This window comes from Orientia tsutsugamushi (assembly GCF_900327275.1).
GTDB lineage: Bacteria > Pseudomonadota > Alphaproteobacteria > Rickettsiales > Rickettsiaceae > Orientia > Orientia tsutsugamushi.
Genome location: NZ_LS398548.1, coordinates 1,691,425 through 1,711,181, shown reverse-complemented (window position 1 = coordinate 1,711,181; position 19,757 = coordinate 1,691,425). Strand labels below are relative to the sequence as shown.

At 29.1% G+C, this 19,757-nt stretch carries 12 protein-coding genes, 1 tRNA gene and 7 pseudogenes; 12 read left to right on the top strand and 8 right to left on the bottom strand.

The genetic code is table 11. The annotated features are described in order from the left end of the window. Positions 1 to 31 precede the first annotated feature (31 nt). The 3 genes and pseudogenes from DK405_RS08960 to risK1 form a co-directional block, all read left to right on the top strand. A pseudogene (locus DK405_RS08960) lies at positions 32 to 127 on the top strand (IS5/IS1182 family transposase); the annotation flags it as partial. Between the two features lie 21 nt (positions 128 to 148). Next, a pseudogene (locus DK405_RS16245) lies at positions 149 to 300 on the top strand (IS982 family transposase); the annotation flags it as partial. Between the two features lie 128 nt (positions 301 to 428). Further along, a complete protein-coding gene (gene risK1 / locus DK405_RS08950) occupies positions 429 to 2,420 on the top strand; it encodes a T4SS effector phosphatidylinositol 3-Kinase RisK1 (protein ID WP_045912396.1) in 1,992 nt (663 codons plus the stop codon). Positions 2,421 to 2,463: 43 nt separating this feature from the next. Here risK1 and DK405_RS14415 read toward each other — a convergent pair. After that, positions 2,464 to 2,559, bottom strand: a pseudogene (locus DK405_RS14415) (IS5/IS1182 family transposase); the annotation flags it as partial. Here DK405_RS14415 and DK405_RS14410 point away from each other — a divergent pair. From DK405_RS14410 to DK405_RS08925, 4 genes and pseudogenes are all read left to right on the top strand, one after another. Continuing rightward, a pseudogene (locus tag DK405_RS14410) lies at positions 2,540 to 3,107 on the top strand (2-oxo acid dehydrogenase subunit E2). The pseudogenes DK405_RS14415 and DK405_RS14410 overlap by 20 nt on opposite strands. A gap of 100 nt (positions 3,108 to 3,207) precedes the next feature. Next, entirely contained in the window at positions 3,208 to 4,272 is a 1,065-nt protein-coding gene (locus tag DK405_RS08935) for a rod shape-determining protein (RefSeq protein WP_012460998.1), read from the top strand. Positions 4,273 to 4,278: 6 nt separating this feature from the next. Then, positions 4,279 to 5,130, top strand: coding sequence for a rod shape-determining protein MreC (mreC, locus tag DK405_RS08930; protein ID WP_045912397.1), 852 nt, complete (start codon positions 4,279 to 4,281; stop codon positions 5,128 to 5,130). 623 nt (positions 5,131 to 5,753) lie between these two features. Further along, positions 5,754 to 7,022, top strand: a complete 1,269-nt coding sequence (locus tag DK405_RS08925; protein WP_052691671.1) for an ankyrin repeat domain-containing protein — start codon at positions 5,754 to 5,756, stop codon at positions 7,020 to 7,022. Between the two features lie 369 nt (positions 7,023 to 7,391). Here the strand turns inward: DK405_RS08925 and DK405_RS15500 are convergent, their stop codons facing one another. Next, positions 7,392 to 7,547, bottom strand: a complete 156-nt coding sequence (locus tag DK405_RS15500; RefSeq protein ID WP_458693006.1) for a transposase — start codon at positions 7,545 to 7,547, stop codon at positions 7,392 to 7,394. A 438-nt stretch (positions 7,548 to 7,985) separates the two neighbouring features. Here DK405_RS15500 and DK405_RS08915 point away from each other — a divergent pair. Next, a pseudogene (locus tag DK405_RS08915) lies at positions 7,986 to 8,345 on the top strand (transposase). A 130-nt stretch (positions 8,346 to 8,475) separates the two neighbouring features. Here the strand turns inward: DK405_RS08915 and DK405_RS08910 are convergent. Next, positions 8,476 to 8,571 (bottom strand): annotated as a pseudogene (locus DK405_RS08910) (IS5/IS1182 family transposase); the annotation flags it as partial. Between the two features lie 29 nt (positions 8,572 to 8,600). On the opposite strand from DK405_RS08910, the gene DK405_RS15140 reads away from it, so the two are divergent. Further along, positions 8,601 to 8,735, top strand: a complete 135-nt coding sequence (locus tag DK405_RS15140) for a hypothetical protein (protein ID WP_269459347.1) — start codon at positions 8,601 to 8,603, stop codon at positions 8,733 to 8,735. A gap of 156 nt (positions 8,736 to 8,891) precedes the next feature. Here DK405_RS15140 and DK405_RS08905 read toward each other — a convergent pair whose 3' ends face one another. The 3 genes from DK405_RS08905 to DK405_RS08895 all read right to left on the bottom strand — a co-directional run bounded on the left by DK405_RS08905 (position 8,892) and on the right by DK405_RS08895 (position 13,705). Continuing rightward, on the bottom strand, positions 8,892 to 10,628 hold the full coding sequence (locus tag DK405_RS08905; RefSeq protein WP_231967754.1) for a pentapeptide repeat-containing protein: 1,737 nt from the start codon (positions 10,626 to 10,628) through the stop codon (positions 8,892 to 8,894). Positions 10,629 to 10,760: 132 nt separating this feature from the next. Continuing rightward, a complete protein-coding gene (locus tag DK405_RS08900) occupies positions 10,761 to 12,230 on the bottom strand; it encodes a sigma-54-dependent transcriptional regulator (RefSeq protein ID WP_045912399.1) in 1,470 nt (489 codons plus the stop codon). A 140-nt stretch (positions 12,231 to 12,370) separates the two neighbouring features. Continuing rightward, entirely contained in the window at positions 12,371 to 13,705 is a 1,335-nt protein-coding gene (locus tag DK405_RS08895; RefSeq protein WP_231967752.1) for a sensor histidine kinase, read from the bottom strand. 767 nt (positions 13,706 to 14,472) lie between these two features. Between DK405_RS08895 and DK405_RS08890 the strand changes: the two genes are divergently transcribed. Next, positions 14,473 to 14,547 (top strand) — tRNA-Phe (locus tag DK405_RS08890). Positions 14,548 to 14,583: 36 nt separating this feature from the next. Here the strand turns inward: DK405_RS08890 and DK405_RS08885 are convergent. Continuing rightward, on the bottom strand, positions 14,584 to 16,632 hold the full coding sequence (locus DK405_RS08885) for a ComEC/Rec2 family competence protein (RefSeq protein ID WP_045912401.1): 2,049 nt from the start codon (positions 16,630 to 16,632) through the stop codon (positions 14,584 to 14,586). A 157-nt stretch (positions 16,633 to 16,789) separates the two neighbouring features. Next, positions 16,790 to 17,545 (bottom strand): hypothetical protein, encoded by a 756-nt coding sequence (locus DK405_RS08880; RefSeq protein WP_045912402.1) that lies wholly within the window; start codon positions 17,543 to 17,545, stop codon positions 16,790 to 16,792. Between the two features lie 328 nt (positions 17,546 to 17,873). On the opposite strand from DK405_RS08880, the pseudogene DK405_RS14405 reads away from it, so the two are divergent. Together DK405_RS14405 and DK405_RS08865 are read left to right on the top strand one after the other, a co-directional pair. Beyond that, positions 17,874 to 18,939, top strand: a pseudogene (locus DK405_RS14405) (DnaA N-terminal domain-containing protein). Between the two features lie 230 nt (positions 18,940 to 19,169). Beyond that, the gene (locus tag DK405_RS08865) at positions 19,170 to 19,745 is read left to right on the top strand and encodes an HD domain-containing protein (protein WP_109510680.1); all 576 of its coding nucleotides are present in this window, start codon (positions 19,170 to 19,172) and stop codon (positions 19,743 to 19,745) included. Positions 19,746 to 19,757 lie beyond the last annotated feature (12 nt).

The following is a 19,757-nucleotide window of genomic DNA, read 5'->3' as shown; positions in this document are numbered from 1 at the left end:
AATAGACCTCTTTCGAAACTGGTTAAGGTAGTTCAAAATTATTGCTGATAAACATCAAAATAGACGTAAAAGATTCGGTCTTAGATTTAATTTGATCTCTGGCATTTATAATTTTGAACTACCTTAACCAGTTTCAAAAGAGGTCTAAGTACTAAAAAAACATATGCATTTAGATCATACTAGACGTCGCTTTCATCTTAAGTTCTTTGTTCATATAATTTCTTCTCTTGCTAGTTATTCTATCTCCAAACTTAACCCTATCTTATTCCATCTTTTTTTTCTTCACTCAACTTATCCTAATCTGGTGTTATAAAACTTTGAGCTTCTAAAATCAGTTTAGAAAAAATACTAATGGCTGCTCTATATTCAACTTAAGCTTGTAACTTTTTTATACACATGTATTATTAATAATTAAGGTTATTCTATTCATGAAGGTTCTGATGTACAAGAGAGAAATTACAGAAAGTATATTAGCTAAGCAACTATTTGAATCTTTAGCTCTGATAGGGCTATCAAAAACTACAGATGAAACTATTTTATCTTTAAGTCAAAGTCTTGCTAAAACATTAAATAGTATTTCTAAAAGTTTTTCTGCATCTAGTCTAGAAGAATACCAAAAATGTTTTTCTAATTTAAATGATCATGATTTACACAAAGTATTGAAAGTACTAAAAGATACGTTTGCAGAAGATAAGTATAAAGAGTTAAGAAATATTATTGAGTTACCACTTTTAGATAGACTAACTACAAAATTTAAAATAGAACGTAAAAAAGAATTAAGCATTCAACAAGCCACAAATTTTAACAATAGTAGTATTGATGAACTGCTGCGTGATAAAAATGTTTCTAAACAGAGTGAATTTTTTCAAACAGGAGATAAGCAAGTTGGTGTCTCTGCAGGATATGTTGCTAATGAAAAGTTAAGTAATAATACTTTTCTTCTTAAAAAATTTTATAAAAACAATGATAGTGTTTTAGCTATAATGGATCCAGCAGAGAGGCAAAAAGCTCAGAATGATGTAAGAGATGCTGTACAAGAATTGCTAACTTCTTCTATGTACAAGTTATTATTATATGGACGTGCTCCAAAAGAAGAATTAGTAACACCAGATGAAGTTAATTCAGATGTGCTGTATATAAGATCTAAATTTTTTGAGAATGCAGTACCACTTTCAGAATTTTCTGGATCAAAAAATTCTATTCATATTAAAGCAGATGCAAAAAACCTACAAGGATTAGAAGGATTTGAGAAAATAATTGCCTCTTGTCATATTTTAGGTGAAGCTGATTATCATCCAGGAAATTTAATGGTACAAGATGGTAAAACTGTTGTTAAAATAGATCACGGTAGATCTATGACGCAGTTTCATAAAGATTTTGAAAGTATGGTTAAGTCAACGTATAACATTTTTAACCACAATCAAATAGGTTACAATTCAGCTATTCAAGCGGGCAACCTATCGTTTAGTATTGAAAAATATAACGCTGCATTAAACCAAATGCTTACCCAACTTGATGAATACCAAATAGATACTGTAGTAGAAAAAAAAGCGTCTGAGCTACAAAAAGCTGGATTTAATCCAAAAGGATTAATGGCTAGGGTTAGGTTTGATGATGAAACGTTTATGCATACTACCATTAGTAATTATCAAGATTTTAAAGCATTTTACAAAGATAATGTAAAAGAAAATCTTCAGAATATGAGAAGAATAGCACAAACAACTGACATAATAAGTAAATTTAGTAATGTATCACCTGAATTTAAAAATGGTAGATGGTTAAAGGATTTTGCTATTTCTGATATTAAAGAGCCAGTTATATATGCATCCTTTCATAATATCGAAATCGAAGGGAAAAGTGCTTTAGAATGGGCTATTTCAAATAAGTATCATGCTGTAGAAAATGTTATTAAAGCAGAAAAAGTTCTAAAAGGTATTGAAGATGAGTTATTTCCTTTAGTCCAAAGATTGCAAGATACCCCAATGAAAAAATTGACCTTAAAAAAGGTAAAGCAGTTTTATGACTCAGTGTTAACTAGCTTTGAACAAAAACAATATTTAACTCAACAAGAAGTTAAGGATATACAAGAATGTTTAGACTATAAAAAACACATCGAGAATACTACTGCATTTATAAAATTAAATATAGAATCTATATCAATGGTTGATAAAATGCGTTATAAACTAGCAACATTTTGCAATATACTATCTTTGCCTAGTAAAGCAAAATATTTTATGGATAGAATCACTCCTGAAAGTTTAAATATAATACAACAGCTAAAAAAAGACATTTCAAATAGCTCAGGATTTAAAAAAGTTTTGTTAAAATCTAGCCCAAATTACAAGTCAAATACTCACAGCACATACTCAATATCCAAATCTAAAAATGATAGCAATAATCAAAAGGGTATACTCATGTAACTTTTAGATTTATTACCGTTGAATAGACCTCGTTTAAAACTGGTTAAGGTAGTTCAAAATTATAAGTATCAGAGATCAAATTAAATCTAAGACCGAATCTTTTACGTCTATTTCGATATTTGTCAGCAATAATTTTGAACTACCTTAACCAGTTTCGAACGAGGTTTAATGAAGAAATAAAAATATCAGTTAACGATTTGCTGATCAAGATTGCTGCTATATCTTTAGTTAGAGTACCTATAATTAACTCTAGCTTGGAAGAGTATGGTACTAGAAAATATGATTTAATTGATATTGATATTGCTGTTAAAGATGGTCTACTAACTCCTATTATTATAAATCCTGATAAAAAATCTTTATTTGTAATTTCTAATGAGGCAAAAAGTTTGATTATGCATGCTCGAGCTAATGAACTTAAAGTTTCAAGGTGGTAGTTTTACTATTTCTAATCTTGGTATGTATGGTATTAAGCAATTTAATGCAATAATTAATCCTCCTCAGAGTTGTATACTTAGTATTGGAGCTGCTATTAAGATGCCAGTCGTTGTTAATAATCAAATTACTGTTGCTAGAGTAATGGATATATCACTTTCATGTGATCACAGAGTAGTTGATGGTATAGTTGGAGCAAAGTTCTTAAATATTTTTAGAGAAATCATAGAAAATCCAATGATAATGTTAGTATAATTGTTAATTAATTTATTACGTAATGAATATTTTACGTTTACTTAAAAACAAGTGCAGTTATATTATATTTGTTAACTTATATTTTTATTCTATATAGATTATGGTTTTAAAGAAATATATTAAACAAGCAAAAGAAAAAATACTAAGTTTTTATTCTTCTAATATGGCTATTGATCTAGGTACAGCTAATACACTTGTCTATGTACAAGGCAAAGGAATAGTATTAAATGAACCATCGGTTGTTGCATTGATTAGAGAAGGAGGATCTTATAAGCCTTATGCATTTGGGCATGAAGCTAAAATGATGTTAGGTAAAACTCCATCAGATATTGAAGCTAAAAGACCACTGAAAGATGGTGTTATTGCTGATTTTAAAAGTGCTGAAGAAATGATTAAGCACTTTATTCATTCAGTACATAATCGTAGAAGCTTTGCTGGGCCAGTAATAATTATATGTGTACCTTCAGGTTCAACGCCAGTTGAGCGGCGTGCCATACAAGAGGCAGCAGAAAGCGCTGGAGGGCGTGAAGTATTTTTAATAGAAGAGCCAATGGCAGCAGCAATTGGAGCTGGATTGCCGGTTACATCTCCAACTGGGTCAATGATAGTAGAAATTGGAGGTGGGACTACGCAAGTAGCTGTATTATCACTTGGTGGAGTTGTATATTCAAAATCAGTACGAGTAGGTGGTGATAAAATGGATGAAGCAATATCTTCATATATCAGGCGCTATCATAACTTGTTAATAGGAGATCCTACAGCAGAAAGAATAAAAAAGGAAATTGCAACAGCTTATGTTTCTAATACAGAAGCTAAAACTATTCAGATTAGAGGTCGAGATTTAATTAATGGTGTACCAAAAGGAATTACAATTTCTGAACAACAAATTGCTGAGAGTTTAGTTGAGCCAGTAAATCAGATAATAGAAACAATCAAAGCTACACTTGAGTGTACACCTCCAGAGCTTTCTGCAGATATTGCAGATAAAGGTATAGTGTTAAGCGGTGGAGGCTCTTTAATTAAAAATTTAGACTTATTAATAAAAGAAACAACTCAATTGCCAGTATTCATTGCTGAAAATCCTTTATTTTGCGTAGCTTTAGGGAGCGGTGAAATCTTAGAAGACTTTGACAGATTAAAGCATGTACTGTTTAAACAGCACTAATTTTCTATGGCACTTTTAGAAAATCGTTATAAGTACCAGAGCAAAAATATACTTAAACATTTAGTAACTGTATTAACAAAATTTCGCCTAGTTACAGCTATTTTTATAATTATCGTGTCTATATGCACAATGCATCTTTCTAATACTACACATGTCAAGGCTATTGTACTTGAAAATACTGGTCAAATACTTGAGACTTCTTTATCAGTTCTAAATTATATTAGTAATGCCTATGCTAATTTATTGCAATATTTTAAATCATTGGATCAATTAAAACGAGATAATGCTGAATTAAACTCAAGAATATCTTATTTACAAGATGTTGAGCAAAAACTAGTTATATTAAATGCTGAAAATCAAAGATTAAAAAATTTTATCAGCTTTAGTGGTGAAACGCTTAATAACTCAATTACTACAAGGCTATTATCAATTAGCTTTACACCTTATAATAAATTAGGAATTATATCAGCAGGATTTAATCAAGGTATTGAGAAAAATAATGTTGTATATGATAATCATGGATTAATTGGCAGAGTAATTGAGGTAAGTAATAATTACTCTAAAATTCTCCTTTTGGCTGATTCAAATTCAAAAATACCAGTGATATCTTCAATTTCTCAAGAAAGAGCTATCCTTGTTGGCGGAGGAAGTGATAACTATGCTGTAAAGCCTTTATATCTCGATGAAAATACTAAGGTTCAACTTGGAGAAATATTTGTTACATCAGGTGATGGGCAATATTATCCATATGGGATAGCAGTAGCTAAAGTAACTGCTATAAATAATGGAGATATTCACTTAACTTTATGCTCTAATTTAAATAGAGTTGAGTTTGTCAAAGTAAAATTGTCTAATTAATATTATAGTAACCAGAGTTTGCTCTATAGTAAATTATGTTGAATTAGATGTGGTGATGAGATAATCTGAAGTGCAAATATCAACAAATAGCTTAATATATAAGCATAAAAAGATCTGTAACACTTATTTCTCTGTGTTTTAGCATATTTTTTATATGCTAACTTGTATACTTATAACTATTTTCTCTTTTCTTTTACAAAATAAGAAACATATAAAAATAGTTAAAATATGAATCAATTTTAGATTGAATATTTGCTTATTTAGTATATAATAACTTTGTAAAATATATTCTGAATTCGATAGAAGTAGAATAAGAGTTACATGGATAGATTGATATTAGGCCTCTTTCAAAAATAACAACAAAGAAGAATAAAGCAGACACATAAAGAAAGATATAATGCTCTCAAAAATAATGATAACTGCTACAATTTTTATAGTAAAGATTTTTTAGCTAATAGAGGACTTTAATAAGTATTTTGAACAAAGGAAGTGTAAAATACTTATTTTTAAACTCTAAAAAACATAAGTATTGAAGGAGCTATAGCATCTATCCTTCCTAAATTTTGCTATATTTCTTATATCGAACTTGGGTTAAGATACAATTAATTTTAATGTGAAAGTATATGGGACGTTTTACTAGGCTGCTTTCTAGTATACAAAATTTTTTTAGGCATAGAGTAACACAGCAAGAATCTAATTTACACGAGACTGTAAAACAGTGTAACTTAGATAAACTAAGATCTATAATTGCAGATAGAAATATAAATATTAATGCACTAAATGAAGAGAATCAAACAGCTTTACATTGCGCAATTGAAACAGGAAACCTAGATATTGTAAGGCTTCTATTAAATTCTGGAGCTGATCCTAATTTATGTGATGATCTTAACTTCAGTCCTTTGCATAAAGCTTGTATGCGTAATAACACAGAGATTGTAAAGCTATTGTTAGATTATGAAGTTAATGTTAATGCGCCAAATATTTGGTATAGTACTCCTTTACATTATGCTGCTCGATTTGGTTTGCCAAATATTGTAAAACTTTTGTTAAATCATGGAGCTATAGTTGATTTACAAAATAGTAATGGCCATACTCCTTTACATGATGTTATGGCCTACGGACGAGGCAGTTCAAGCTGCATACAGGCTATAAAGCTTCTGTTAAATGCTGGAGCTGATGTTAATTTATCAGATGTTTATAATCATACTCCTTTACATTGTGCTGTTATCCACCACAATGTATATTTTATAAAGATACTGTTAAGTGCTGGAGCTGATGTTAATGCAGTAAATGATTTTGGTGATACTCCTTTTAGTCAATGTTGTACTATATTTGATTATAATGACGAGATAATAAAGTTATTAGTTGCTGATATTATTAGGATAGAATATTGTAACCTAGATATTAATGCAAGAGGTTTCATAGAAAATCAAAGCATGATACATAGATCACAACATTTGACTAACCTAAGATATAAATGTAAGAAAGAACTACAGGAAATGAAGGACATCAATGTTAGTAACAGTGGTACAACTTTATTTGAAATATTGTTTCTGGAAAAAAATCTAAATACCCTAGCAAGATGTGTTAGCAATTCTGATTTTACAGCAAAAATCATGGAAAAATTTGATATGTATGCATCTTTTATTGAGCAGTGTATTAAAAATGCAAGTGATAGAGCTAATCTATTACAACATGCAATTGAATCGTTAGCTGAAACAGTTACTTTATTTCCAGATGATCATGTAGCAAGTACACCATCTTGGAATAACTTGCCTTATGAAGTACAACACATGATATTAGGACACTTAAGTAATAATGAGTTGAGAAAATTTCAACCTGTTGATGAAGCAGAAGCTGAAATTACAGGAGAATATGCTATATGTGACTAGAGTTAGATATAAGGAAAAACAATTGAAAAGTAGGAAGAATAATTATTACAGGCAGAACTTCAGCAGAACATCAAAAAATTACTTTTAATGCAAAAAATAAACAATGATCAAACTGATAGTCATTATGATACAATCAAATGGGTATCAATTTTAATAGTTTTATTGCATTACATCTTTTTTGCCTATATCATTGTTAATGTTTGTTCACTTTATGAAGTGTAATAAACAGCTGCTATGTTTTGCTATTACTATAGCTAAACTAGTATAAAACAGCTATGTTATATACTTTTTGAAAAGTGTATCTAAGTCACAGTGATATTTTATTCTGCTTAATTGAGCTTGAAGACATTTTTTCTCAATATATTTAAATCAGAAAAATAAGAAGGTAAATACTCTAATATGTCCATCTTTTTCTATCATAGTGTTTAAATGCGAACTTTTATGAAAACTTTGATTGTCCATTACAACTACAGAATTATTAGGTAATTTGGGAATTAAATTCTGTTCTATACAACTGTTAAAAATAATTGATACTGTTAGCAGAGATTTATCTACTAATCTCCTATAATATTAGTTCTCTGACTGATCATAAACGCAGTAACATCTCATGCCTTTTGCTGTATATTTATGAGTTCTAATGCTACTATGAACAAAACTACCCTCATCCGTAAAGACAATAACTTTTCCTTTGTATTTATACCTTTTTATCTTATTCTGAAATTTTAATCTCTCTTCTTATTTTGCATTAGGATGTTTTATAGCTTTTTTTATATGTAATATTTAATCTCTTTAATGCACTTTTTGTATCGCAAACTTACTTACTCATAGTTTGTTTAGCTCTTTCATATTGATATGCGTCACTATATTGACTCACATCTTCTTTTAGTTTATCAATAGCACTTTTTTTCCAAAATTTATAGAATATGTTATACTAATTATTTTTTCATTACGTCTTATTATTAACTGTTTTATAGTAGTTTAGCTGTATATATAGCTTCAGTTATTGCAAAATCTTTATCAGGTAAATTCTTTGGAGATGAAGCTTATATATCAAAAGCATTATTTCATCAACTGTTAACCAATAGTTTGCATTTATTTACTAATCTTCGTAAAGATATGAAAACATATTTATTGGACCATAGAAGATAAGCAGTTATTAAAAAACGTTCCTTCTTAATTGAATCTGTCTTTAATATACTGAAAAAACATATGCATTTAGAGCATACTAGACATCGCTCTCCTATTAATTTCTTTGTTCATATAATTGCTTCTCTTGCTAGTTATTCTATCTCAAAACTTAATTCCAATCTTATCTCCAAATAAGTGAATATTTCAACAATAGTTGAATGCTAAAAAATATAAAAAAGATGAGAACAAAGCAGTAATATTAAAAACTGCTATAGCCATAAAAAAAACAAGAAGAATTATTATAATAGACCTCTTTCAAAACTGGTTAACGTAGTTCAAAATTATAAATACCAGAGATCAAATTAAATCTAAGACCGAATCTTTTAGGTCTATTGCGATATTTATCAGCAATAATTTTGAACTACGTTAACCAGTTTCGAAAGAGGTCTAATGTCTATTCTAACGGTATCAATTTTTGATTGCAATGTTAATACTGCTATTTTTAACTGTTTGATAGAACAGGATTTAATTGAGAAATCACCTCATAATTCTGTAGTGAGGTTTGAGCATAAAAAGAAGAGATAAAAATTAATAGTATTGGTTATAAAGTTATTTTTTTGCTACCTTATTCTCCAGATTTAAACCTATTGAAAAAATAATTTTAAACTAAATTAAGAAGAATCAAATATTACTATGACGTAGACACCATTTTCGATTCGAAAAGTATATAACATAACTGTTTTATAGTGCTTTAGCTATAGAATTTGTACTATACGCTGAATTAGTATTATTAAATGTGCTATCTTTTATATTACTTAAATGTAGGTCAGTATTATTTAAGTTGGCATTATCAAAATTAGAATTTGATATCTTAGCTAATGTAAATTTAGTATTGGTAAAATTAGAGTTTTTAAAATCTGATTGATTAATTTTTGCTTCATGAAAATTACAGTTGCTAAAGTCTGAATCAGTAATGCTTGTATTAGAGATGTTAGTTCTTCTGAAAATACTATTTTGTAAATTTAGGTTGGATAAGTTATATCCTGATATCGTCAACTCGCTAAAATTCATTGAAGATAGATCTTGGTAGCTAAATGCTTGGTTTAAACTATAAGCAATGTTAGCAGTTATTGCATTCTCAATTTTATCAGAATTTAAAATAATACAATTTGTTAATTGGAGCTTATTAAAATCGCAATTTTTATGAGTAACATTATTCATTATTCCACCGATCATAACTGAACTTTTCAATGATGTTGAGTCAAAAACATTATTAATAAAAGCCGCTTGTTGCAAATTTAGTAAATTTAAATGGCTATGATAAAATTTATTGTCTCTAAATCTTGTTCTAATTAAAACAATATTATTAAAGTTTGACTCTTTAAAAGTTACATTAATAAGTTCACTATCATGCATATATGAATCTTTAATTACTAACTTACTAGATTCGCTATGCTTAATAGCTATATTATTTAGCTGTGATTGATTTATAGTAGTATTAGAAATTGCTCCTTGTGTAATAATAGCAGAGTTAGCTTGGCACTCATGAATTACTGTATTATTTATGTTGCTCTTACTAAATGTTACTTTATTTAATTGATTTTTAATAAAAACCACCTTATCTAATGTAGTTGTTGAAAAATATGATTGTTGTAGATCGGAGTGATCAAAAGTTGTATTTGTTATGACAGATAACAATACCGGTACATTAGTTAAAGATGATTGGCTAAACCTCGAATTGTTAATTTTAGCATTATCAATAACAGCATGTGATAAAATTGAAGAAAAAAAAGTAGAATTATCAATCGTGCTATAATTAAAATCGCTGGATTCAAGGTAGTTCGCAATAACTTTAGTAAAAGAAAAATGCGAATGCGTTAAATCTGCTCCTAAAAAATTATTGTTTATTAGTTTACTACGATGAAACTTTCCAAGGCTAATACTAGCACTTTGAAAGTTTGAATTAACAATAGTACTGTTTAAAAAATGAATGGATTTAGCTATAACATTTATAAATTTAGTATTTTGTATATTACATGCATCAAAACGACTGTCTTCTAAGTTTGACCTGGAAAAATCAGAATTGTGAATCTCTGATTTAATAAATTTAGATGCTCCAAAATCAGCATTAATAGCTTGAAACTGAGACATCATAGATTGTTCCAGTTTACATTCCTGTATTACAGAGCCATTAGCTGTTGCATTAGTAAGATCGCAGTAAGATAAATTTACTCTTATGAATTGAGCATTGCTAATATCTACGTTTGAAAAATCAGTATGACTTAGGTCTAATGATATCAACCTTAAACCACGTAAATTTGTACCAAACTTTTTCTTTAGCTCTATTGGAGCCTTTTTAGCATTTTGAGTATCAATATACTTCCTAATTTCTTCATTTTGTTTTGGAGTAAGTAATTTGTTTTTGGGCATAATGCCAACACCAGCTCTGTGTGCTGTTAGTAGCAGCAGAACCATCATTATATTACTCAGTTTTAAAATCATTCTTGGTATGTATTTACGTTTCTTACTATTAAGTGTTTTAAAATACCTAAAGAACAATTGTCTGTCTATCATTAAAATATATAATTAAAGGAATTATATTATTGACAGTTAAGCTAGACATTCTTTATTTTGCTGTCCTGTTGCAAGTAAATTATCATCACTCGAATAATCATTATTATGTGCATCTTTATTACTGCAATTAATGTTCAGCAATTTAAGCTTTCGATGTAATGCTGACCTTTCCATTCCAACAAAAGCAGAAGTTTTAGAAATATTATTATTAAATCTATTCATTTGAGCAACAAGATATTCACGCTCAAATACTTCTCGAGCTTTTCTTAAAGGCATAGACATCATATTAACCTTAGCCTTAGATTTTATAATACTTACTGCCTTATTATTGATAATATCAGGTGGAAGCATATCTACCTCAATTTCATGGTTGCTATTTGATGTTAGTGGATTCATGATTAAGGTCCATTCTATTGCATTCCTCAATTGTCTTATATTTCCTAGCCAATCATAAGCTTGCAAAGCTGCAATTGCTTCATTTGAAAACTTTCTGGCCTTCAATCCAGATGACTTTGCTAGCTGCTGAACAAAATGTTGCACAAGCAGAGGAATATCTTCCTTACGCTTAGCAAGTGATGGAACATGAATTGGAATCACATTTAATCTGTAATATAAATCCTGTCTAAATCTTCCTAGTGTTACTTCTTCTTGAATATTTTTAGCAGTAGCGCTAATTAATCTAATATTAAGTTTAACTGATGTACTAGAACCATTTTTTTCGAAATTATTATCTTGTAAAAATTTCAGTAATCGAGATTGAAGGCTTAGAGGTAAATCAGCAATTTCATCAATATAAAGTGTACCATTATTGGCAGCTTCAAGCGCGCAAACCTTATAAGTAAAATCTGAGTTGTTATTAATATTTCTCTCACCAAATAATTCGTATTTTGCTTGTTCTTCAGTAAGAGCTGTTGGACAAAAAGTAACAAATGGTCCTAATGCATATTTTGAACGCCGATGAATGAGTTGGGCTACTAGCTCCTTTCCACACCCAATATTACCAGTAATCATTACTCTGCCAGAAGTTGGCGAAATTTTCTCTATTTCTGCTTTAAGTTTGTTGATTGCAGGTGACTGCCCTATAATCTCTGATCTATCAATTACTTTGGTTCTAAGATCAATGTTTTCTTTTTTTAACCTTGCTGTTTCACATGCTCGCTTTAATACTGTAACTATTTTATCAGCTGTAAATGGCTTCTCTACATAATCATATGCTCCCATTTTGATAGCAGTAACTGCTGTTTCAATTGTAGCATGACCACTGATAATTATAACAGGAACTAAAGGATGTTTTTTTCTTATAATTTCTAATATTCCTAATCCATCTAAATCACTGCCACGCAACCATACATCCAGAATTACTATTTTAGGTAGTTTTACATCTAGAATACTTAGTGCTTCAGAGCTATTTTCAGCAGTTGTTGGTGTAAATCCTTTACTTTTAACAATATCTGATAGCAGTGCTCTAACATCGTGTTCATCATCTATTATTAAAACATGGCCCATAATTTATCTCCTGAGAATTGTACTAATGATTTAAGTGGTTAACTAAAATTTGCTTATAATCTTAAATTAGTACTCTATTCTAGATAAATCAATAAGAAATAATTATTTTAACTATAAAATTGATAAAAATTAGCGCTATACTACTCATACCCCCGATTAAGACAGGCTTGCAATTTTAAATTGTCAAATATAATTTGAACTGCTGCTCCTCCATTTGGTAGATTTCGAATTTGTAATGTACCAAAGTGATCCTCAGCAATTTTTTTTACAATAGACAGTCCTAAGCCACTACCTCGTAAGCGTGTTGTAACATATGGCTCAGTAATATAGTTAATTAAATCTAGAGAGAATCCATTGCCAGTATCTTGAACCTCAATAGTTACAATTTCAAAGACAGGTTGTTGTAAGAATATTTTAATTATTTTAGTGGAATGAAACTTAGATTCCAAAGATTCTTCAGCATTGTTTAATAAGTTCGCAATAATTTGATGAATTTGAGTAACATCTGCTACAAAATCTAGTTTGCTGAGTGTACTAATAAACTTATACTGTATTTTCTCATTGATTATTTGCCTTGATTCAACTAACCCTTTGATCACTGCAACTAGATCGCAGTTAGTAAACTTAGGAACTGGTATTTTAGCAAAATCAGCAAATTCTTTAATAATTGTTTCAATATCTTTAGCATGCCTTGAGATAATGTTTAGATACTTTGTAAACATAATAGGATCACTTACTTCTTTGCCAAATTTATCTGCTAGCATACTAGCAGATAGCTGTATAGGAGTAAGTGGATTATTAATTTCATGAGCTACTTTTCTTGCTATATCAGACCAAACTAATGTTCTCTGCGTTATTGTTAAATCTTTGTTTTGATATTCTAATTGCTTTATCATTTGGTTAAATACAGAAGTTAGAAAATCTAATTCATTCTCAACATTTGTATGCTTTAATTGAATATTTAACTTTGCTAGTTTAATAGATTTAGTCGCAGTAACTAATAATTCTGTAACCGGTAGAAAAATTCTATTTGCTAAGATCAAGCTCATATGAATTGCTATTAGCAGCATTAATAAAGCAATACAGAGAAAAGCAATTAAGCATTTTACTTGTAGTAAAATTAGTCGATGTTTTAGCTTAATATATTCTTGATTAGAATCAAAATTGTTAGTTAGATAATTTATAAATTCTTTATGTTTTAAAAAGTGTAAAAGCCTGTTAGTGTGTAGTTTTGCTATTTTCTTGCTAGTTAGCTCATTGGTTATATTTGACATTGTACTTTGATCGTTAGCTTTGCTCTGTAAATAAAGCTTGCTAATTGTTGATGCATAGCAAATTTTGTTAATATATTTGTCAAAGTAATTTTGAATAGTAAAGTTAAAAAAGAATATAAACAATACTGCAAGCACAATTATTGGTACTACAGCAGTTATACTAAAAGTCACTGCAACTTTTTGTTGTAACCTTTCTGCCACTGTTTTAACATTATATCTTAAGTATTTCCATACTACTTTAGCTAGTAATATTATGATAATTAATAAAGATGTGAAATCTAATAATAAAGAATAACTGATAGATCTAGAGTTATAGGTAATATAATCCTGAGTAAAAAAAACAATAAAGAAGTATACTGAATTAAGCAGTGGAATTAGGCTATAAATGCAATATAAGACTACTGTTTTTTTGAATGAATTTGATGTTTTATTGTTAGTAGCCATATTTTTAACTAATTTAAAGTTATTAATATTTTTATCAACTATTAATATTAAGCAATATTTTTAATGATATGTTGAATTTTTTTTATTTATAGCTGAAGCTAAATGTGTACTGTTGTTTTTATTACTTAACTTCTGTTATGCAATAATGTATCGAAAGAATACGAGTTTGATATAAGAATAGATTAAATAGTAGAAAGAGGTATTGCAACAACAGCTTAAAAGCTATAAAATAGAAAAAAGATAAGTCATATTAAAACCTGCTAGAACTATAAAAATAAACAAACATAACTGTAATGATCTATCTAGCAGATATTTTCTAGTAAATAGAATGGCTTAAAAAGAAAGAATTGCAAAATAATGTTTCACTATACATCTCAATATTTTGCCACATTATTTATATCGAACTCGAATTAAAACAACCATCAAAAAGCTGAATTATTATAGACAAACAGTTATGAGTGGATTATATATATTTGTTATATTAGCTTTTATTTATTTTCTTTAAAAAGATTTAATGTATTTTTGGCTTGGTAGCTCAGTGGTAGAGCGTAGGACTGAAAATCCTTGCGTCGCCGGTTCAATCCCGGCTCAAGCCACCATATTTACTCATGCTGCCTTAAGTACTTTTGAATTTATTAACTTAGCTTGAACCTATCACTCTTCAATTTAGTCTTATATTCACATTTTTGTTTATGACAATATACTTCTACTATATTGGACTTATTCAATATAGCAGCATCAATTATCTTTGCTGTAGTATATTTGCATTTATCATTTGGTATTACACTAATTATCAAATCAGCTGGTACGCATTCATCAGTCTTTTTAAATCTAATAGCTACTATTTTACCTGAGTTGGTAATAATTCTATGGTTGAATGTTTTTATTGCACTATCACGAAATAATATTTCGTTCTGACCATACCAATTACTCCAATAATTTAAAAAAAATTCTGGCATATTAGAAGAAGCATGTATCTCAAATTTACTATTAGAATTCTTAATACCAAGAGCTGTAAGTTCACCATTGAAAACAAGATCTGGTTTAGAAACTAATGCTGTTCGTATAATAGCTATAATAATTATTACTACTCCAATCATCCTCCAGGGTTTATGCCAAATAACTAGCCATAAGAATCCAAACAAATAAATTAATAAGCTAACATCGTCAATATGTCCAAAGTAAGTTACTGCATATGGAAGTGTTGAAATTATCTTAGCTATTTTAATTATAACATCAACTCCTTGCCCTGCTAATAACAAGGAATAGTTTTCTATGTTAAAAGGCATTAGTAATAAAGATATCAGAGTTAATGGCATAACCCAAAATGCTGTTAATGGCACTATCAATAGATTTGCTAATACTGAGTAGTTAGGAAAACTGTAAAAGTGATATATTACAATTGGAGCAGTTGCTATGCTAGCAATAGCACTTGAATATATGTTTGACTCAAAAAATAGCTGTATTTTAGATAATATATCTTTTTGATCTACATTGAATTTATGTTGCTGAGTAATACTCTGAAGCTCATAGCAACTAATTAATGATATCACAGCTATAAATGATAGCTGAAAACTTGGATGCATGACATATTCTGGATTGAATAACAGAATTATAATAGCAGCTAAGCCAACTGATCGTAATGGAACTACTCCACGCTTTATTAGAACAACTGCCATAGTAGTTGAAGTCATTATAAAAGCTCTAATTGTAGCAATATGCCCACCAGCTAATACTAGATAGCAAAAACTACCTATTAAAGACATTATTATTGCTATAGTTCTTACATCACAATTAAAAGCAACAGTGGTTGATAAATTTAAGATAAATCTACATCCAATAAATAATGCAATTGCAACCATAGAAAGGTGTAATCCTGATATGCACAATATGTGTGATACTCCAGCTTGCCTCATACTGATAATAATATCTTTATTAAGTGCATGATTTTCTCCTAATAAAATCGCATTAATAAAACCACCTAAATAACTATCTAAAGCGTCTATAACTCTATCATGTATCTTAATTCTAATATGCTCAATAGTAGCAATTAATTTATGGCTTAGTAATCCATTGTTTTGATTATTACTTTGAACTAATTTCACTGATGATGTTGCATAACCTATTGCGCTGATATTGTTAAAATATGCAAGTATATTGAATGGCAATTCATTAATCATTAGTTTATTACTTGTTAGAGGATATAATGTTGCATTGAAAGCAACTCGATCTCCAATCGTAATATTATGCACTTGTTTTCTAAAAGCTGATATTTTTATACTTGCTAGTGTATTGTGATTATCAAGTGTTTCAACATAGCAGTTATCAATAACTAGTATCACTCCTCTAGAAGTAGGATGAATTTTTTTTATTGTTCCATAAATTTTAGATTTTATAATCGTATCAATATGGTATGTATTTGCTGTTAAATATCTTATTTTACCAACTATAACACCTAAATAGCAACAAAACAGAATTAACAGCAATGTTTTGCTTAAAAAGCTATTTCTTATAATTATGAAAATAACTATGAAGGCTGGTAATACAAGCAAAATTTGCCAAATTTGTGGTTCAGAAGGCAAGGCAAAATATAATGCTATACCAAATATAAAACTAACAATAAACCATAAACCAATATTATGATACTCTTCTGCTATTAATTTATTAACTGAAGATATAATCATTAATTTGTTATTAGGTTGTGTTGTAAAATCAAAATTTGATCTGACTAAATAAAATATTATAGAAACACAGAAATTATACTTCTTGCATTTCTTCTATGTTTCTATCTTAATATTTATGCCTGTGATACTACTTTGATACCAAATAGACAAAAAAAACTTAAGATATTACGATCTCTATGCTACTATCTTTTGCTGCTCCGGATAGTTCATATTGAGATTCCACTACTGGTTCTATTTGTAGTAGCTCTTGCATGTTTTCGTGATTTTTCGTTTCTTCAATGTGATCAATATTAATATTTATATCTGCATTTTTTTTGCATTTTTTGTATGCTACTAACGTCGCAATGCAACCAGCAGCTAATGATACACCTAATATCCATGATGCTGTTGTTGACAACAAATTGCTTTCATCATTATTAGCATTCATTTCATTATAACTATCTACTAATAACTCTATACTACATTCTGATATTGATTTACATCCTTGTCTGCTCAACTCTATTAGAGTAGCATTTATATCATGATTATTATTGAATTGCTGTACTTTAGCAACAACTATATCGCTATCATTTATCACTGAAGTAAAATTGGCAGGAAAAATTAAATTCAAGTCTGGGCTATACGTGATGAAGCCAAATTCATCAGAAGCAATGCTGTGTAAAACTGTCATAGGACTATAAGGACCATCAACGCTATTGATATAACTACTATTAAATTTATTTAGATAATTAATAAATATACGTCCACATATGCTGTAACATTTGAAAGCCATCTGACCAGCAGCATCAGCACCAGAAATCAATACTTCGCGGATACTGTCACCTGGAATAAGTACGCAATCCTTCATCCAACTAGTAGTGTTGGATGTAACTTGTTGAACCGCTTTTGTAATAAAACTATAAACATCTCTCATTGCAATCACTCCGTTAATTAATTAAAATTTTATAGAAGTAATTTTATGTTATAAATTTATAATTATCAATTAATTTATGGTAACATTCTAACTTATAATTTCTTAATATTATCTTTATAGTTGAATGCTTTTATGCTTATATATGAACATTACCTATAAGCAAAATTGGTCTTCTAAGGCAGATAATATCAGTATGAAGATTTATATAGGTTTGGCATAAAAATTTTTTTCAACCTACTTTCAACCTTTTGCATAAAAATTTGAGGGTAATTTGTAAAAAAATTATTTTCTAAAACACCTACTATAGATGTATTTTTTGAGGTAAAAAATGCGACCTGTAGTATTCGATTTTTTAACTAATAGTTGTAATATTATTAAAAAAATATAGTAATAATAATGCTACAATATTTTATAACTTTATTGGAAATATCATTCCGCCAGAATGGAGAAAGCTAACTGGAGATAATGGAAAAGCATTAAGCAAGACATCTAAACAGCTTTTATCATTCATAGTATTTAGATACAAATCTATTACAACAAAGATATAGAAGAATTACAGGAGAATTATCAGCTTTATGAGGATAAGCTGAATGTTGGTCAAAAAAGAGTTAGGCAATGCTCAGTAGAATTAAGAGATGCAGGTTTTATTGAAGTTGAAAATAGGACAATAGTTAAAGACAATTTTAAGTTACGTAATGTCCCTTGCATAAAACTTCTAAAAAATTTTCAGCATTATAACGAAAAATGAAAAGAAGAAAATATAGCCTTACCAGAAAAAGAATTTCGCTCCAACATGAAAGAAATTTCATGTCCACCTGAGACTTTTTTCAGGGACATATATTGAAACAAGGACAAATCTTAGTAAAGAAAGTCAGTTGAAGCATAAAATTGCTGGTTCTTTTGAAGCAGCTATGGCTTATCAAATTTTGACTTCTTGTAGTTTTGGGCCAGCAGTTCGAACTAAGTTTTTTGTTAAGTTGCTTAAAAATATCACACTAACAGAATGTGACAAATCAAAGATATTACAAGCTGTACAAGATGTATATGGATACGAAATTCAAGAATTGCAAGTTACACCATTTGAGCAACCTACAACTGTTTCACAGAAACAAATCAATGAAGAAGAGTATCTCTTGAATCTCAGTAAACAACTGGGCTCTAACTCAACTTGGTACAAAGTACGAGAATCTTTAGTTACATGTTATGGTTAAGCTATCGATAAATCATGGTTTAGTCCATTGAAAGTTGTAAATGAAGATAGTGTTAATAAAAAGATATTTATTAAGGCTCTAACAAGCTTTGCGAATAGCTATATCAAATCAAATTTTAAGCTCATTCTAGAGCGTGCTTTTGAAGCTCAAGGGTTTTCGTTTGAATTAGTTCAGTGTAAGTAAACTTAAGGGTAATATGAATGAAAAAATGCTTGTCCAAAAAAAAATTACAGCAAAATTTTACTCATTAACACCAGAGATATGCAACTCAAGATTGGTTTTTGGCATCGTGATAACTGAATTCAAAAAAATTATAATTTAATTTGCTTCTTTTCCAGTTTTTATCTGGGATTGGAGTATACAAAAAGTTTAAATTATGGTATAATTTATTAATAACTATTTAGAGGTGGAAAATGATAGATTTTTATAGTGAGAGCTTAATAAATAAGCTGTTCAGAACCAACATAAGATTTAACACCAACATTGATCTTGATAAAGTTGAAAGAGCAATAAAATATGCTAAAAAATATCATGGCCAGCAAAAGAGAGATACTGGAGAACTCTACTACACACATCCATTAGAAGTAGCCTACATGGTATCAGACTACAGCTTTGAAACAGATACAATTATTACTGCAACACTACATGATACACTTGAAGACACAAAACTAACTAAAGAAAGAATAAGGTACGAATTTGGCGCTAATATTGCAGAACAGGTTTCAGACCTTACCAGAGTTAGGGATAATAAGAAAATCAGTGCTATGGAAATGATACAAATATTACGCAGCCAAAATAAAACAGAACTATTACTGATCAAACTTTTTGATAGATTCCATAATATTACAACTATATTCATCAAACCTCCTCACAAAAGGCAAGAAATAATATTTGAAACTCAGCAAGAATTTATAGCTCTTGCTGAATACCTTAAACTACCAGAGATTGGAGAACGCTTAAGCGAATATTGTAAACTTCATGCTAGTTAAAATGTAGCAAAT

Bases quoted from the DNA above. Each gene is read 5' to 3' on its own strand.
- risK1 (WP_045912396.1), top strand. From the start codon at position 429: ATGAAGGTTCTGATGTACAAGAGAGAAATTACAGAAAGTATATTAGCT.
- DK405_RS08935 (WP_012460998.1), top strand. From the start codon at position 3,208: ATGGTTTTAAAGAAATATATTAAACAAGCAAAAGAAAAAATACTAAGT.
- mreC (WP_045912397.1), top strand. From the start codon at position 4,279: ATGGCACTTTTAGAAAATCGTTATAAGTACCAGAGCAAAAATATACTT.
- DK405_RS08925 (WP_052691671.1), top strand. From the start codon at position 5,754: ATGGGACGTTTTACTAGGCTGCTTTCTAGTATACAAAATTTTTTTAGG.
- DK405_RS15140 (WP_269459347.1), top strand. From the start codon at position 8,601: ATGTCTATTCTAACGGTATCAATTTTTGATTGCAATGTTAATACTGCT.
- DK405_RS08905 (WP_231967754.1), bottom strand. From the start codon at position 10,628: ATGATGGTTCTGCTGCTACTAACAGCACACAGAGCTGGTGTTGGCATT.
- DK405_RS08900 (WP_045912399.1), bottom strand. From the start codon at position 12,230: ATGGGCCATGTTTTAATAATAGATGATGAACACGATGTTAGAGCACTG.
- DK405_RS08885 (WP_045912401.1), bottom strand. From the start codon at position 16,632: ATGATTATATCTTCAGTTAATAAATTAATAGCAGAAGAGTATCATAAT.
- DK405_RS08880 (WP_045912402.1), bottom strand. From the start codon at position 17,545: ATGAGAGATGTTTATAGTTTTATTACAAAAGCGGTTCAACAAGTTACA.
- DK405_RS08865 (WP_109510680.1), top strand. From the start codon at position 19,170: ATGATAGATTTTTATAGTGAGAGCTTAATAAATAAGCTGTTCAGAACC.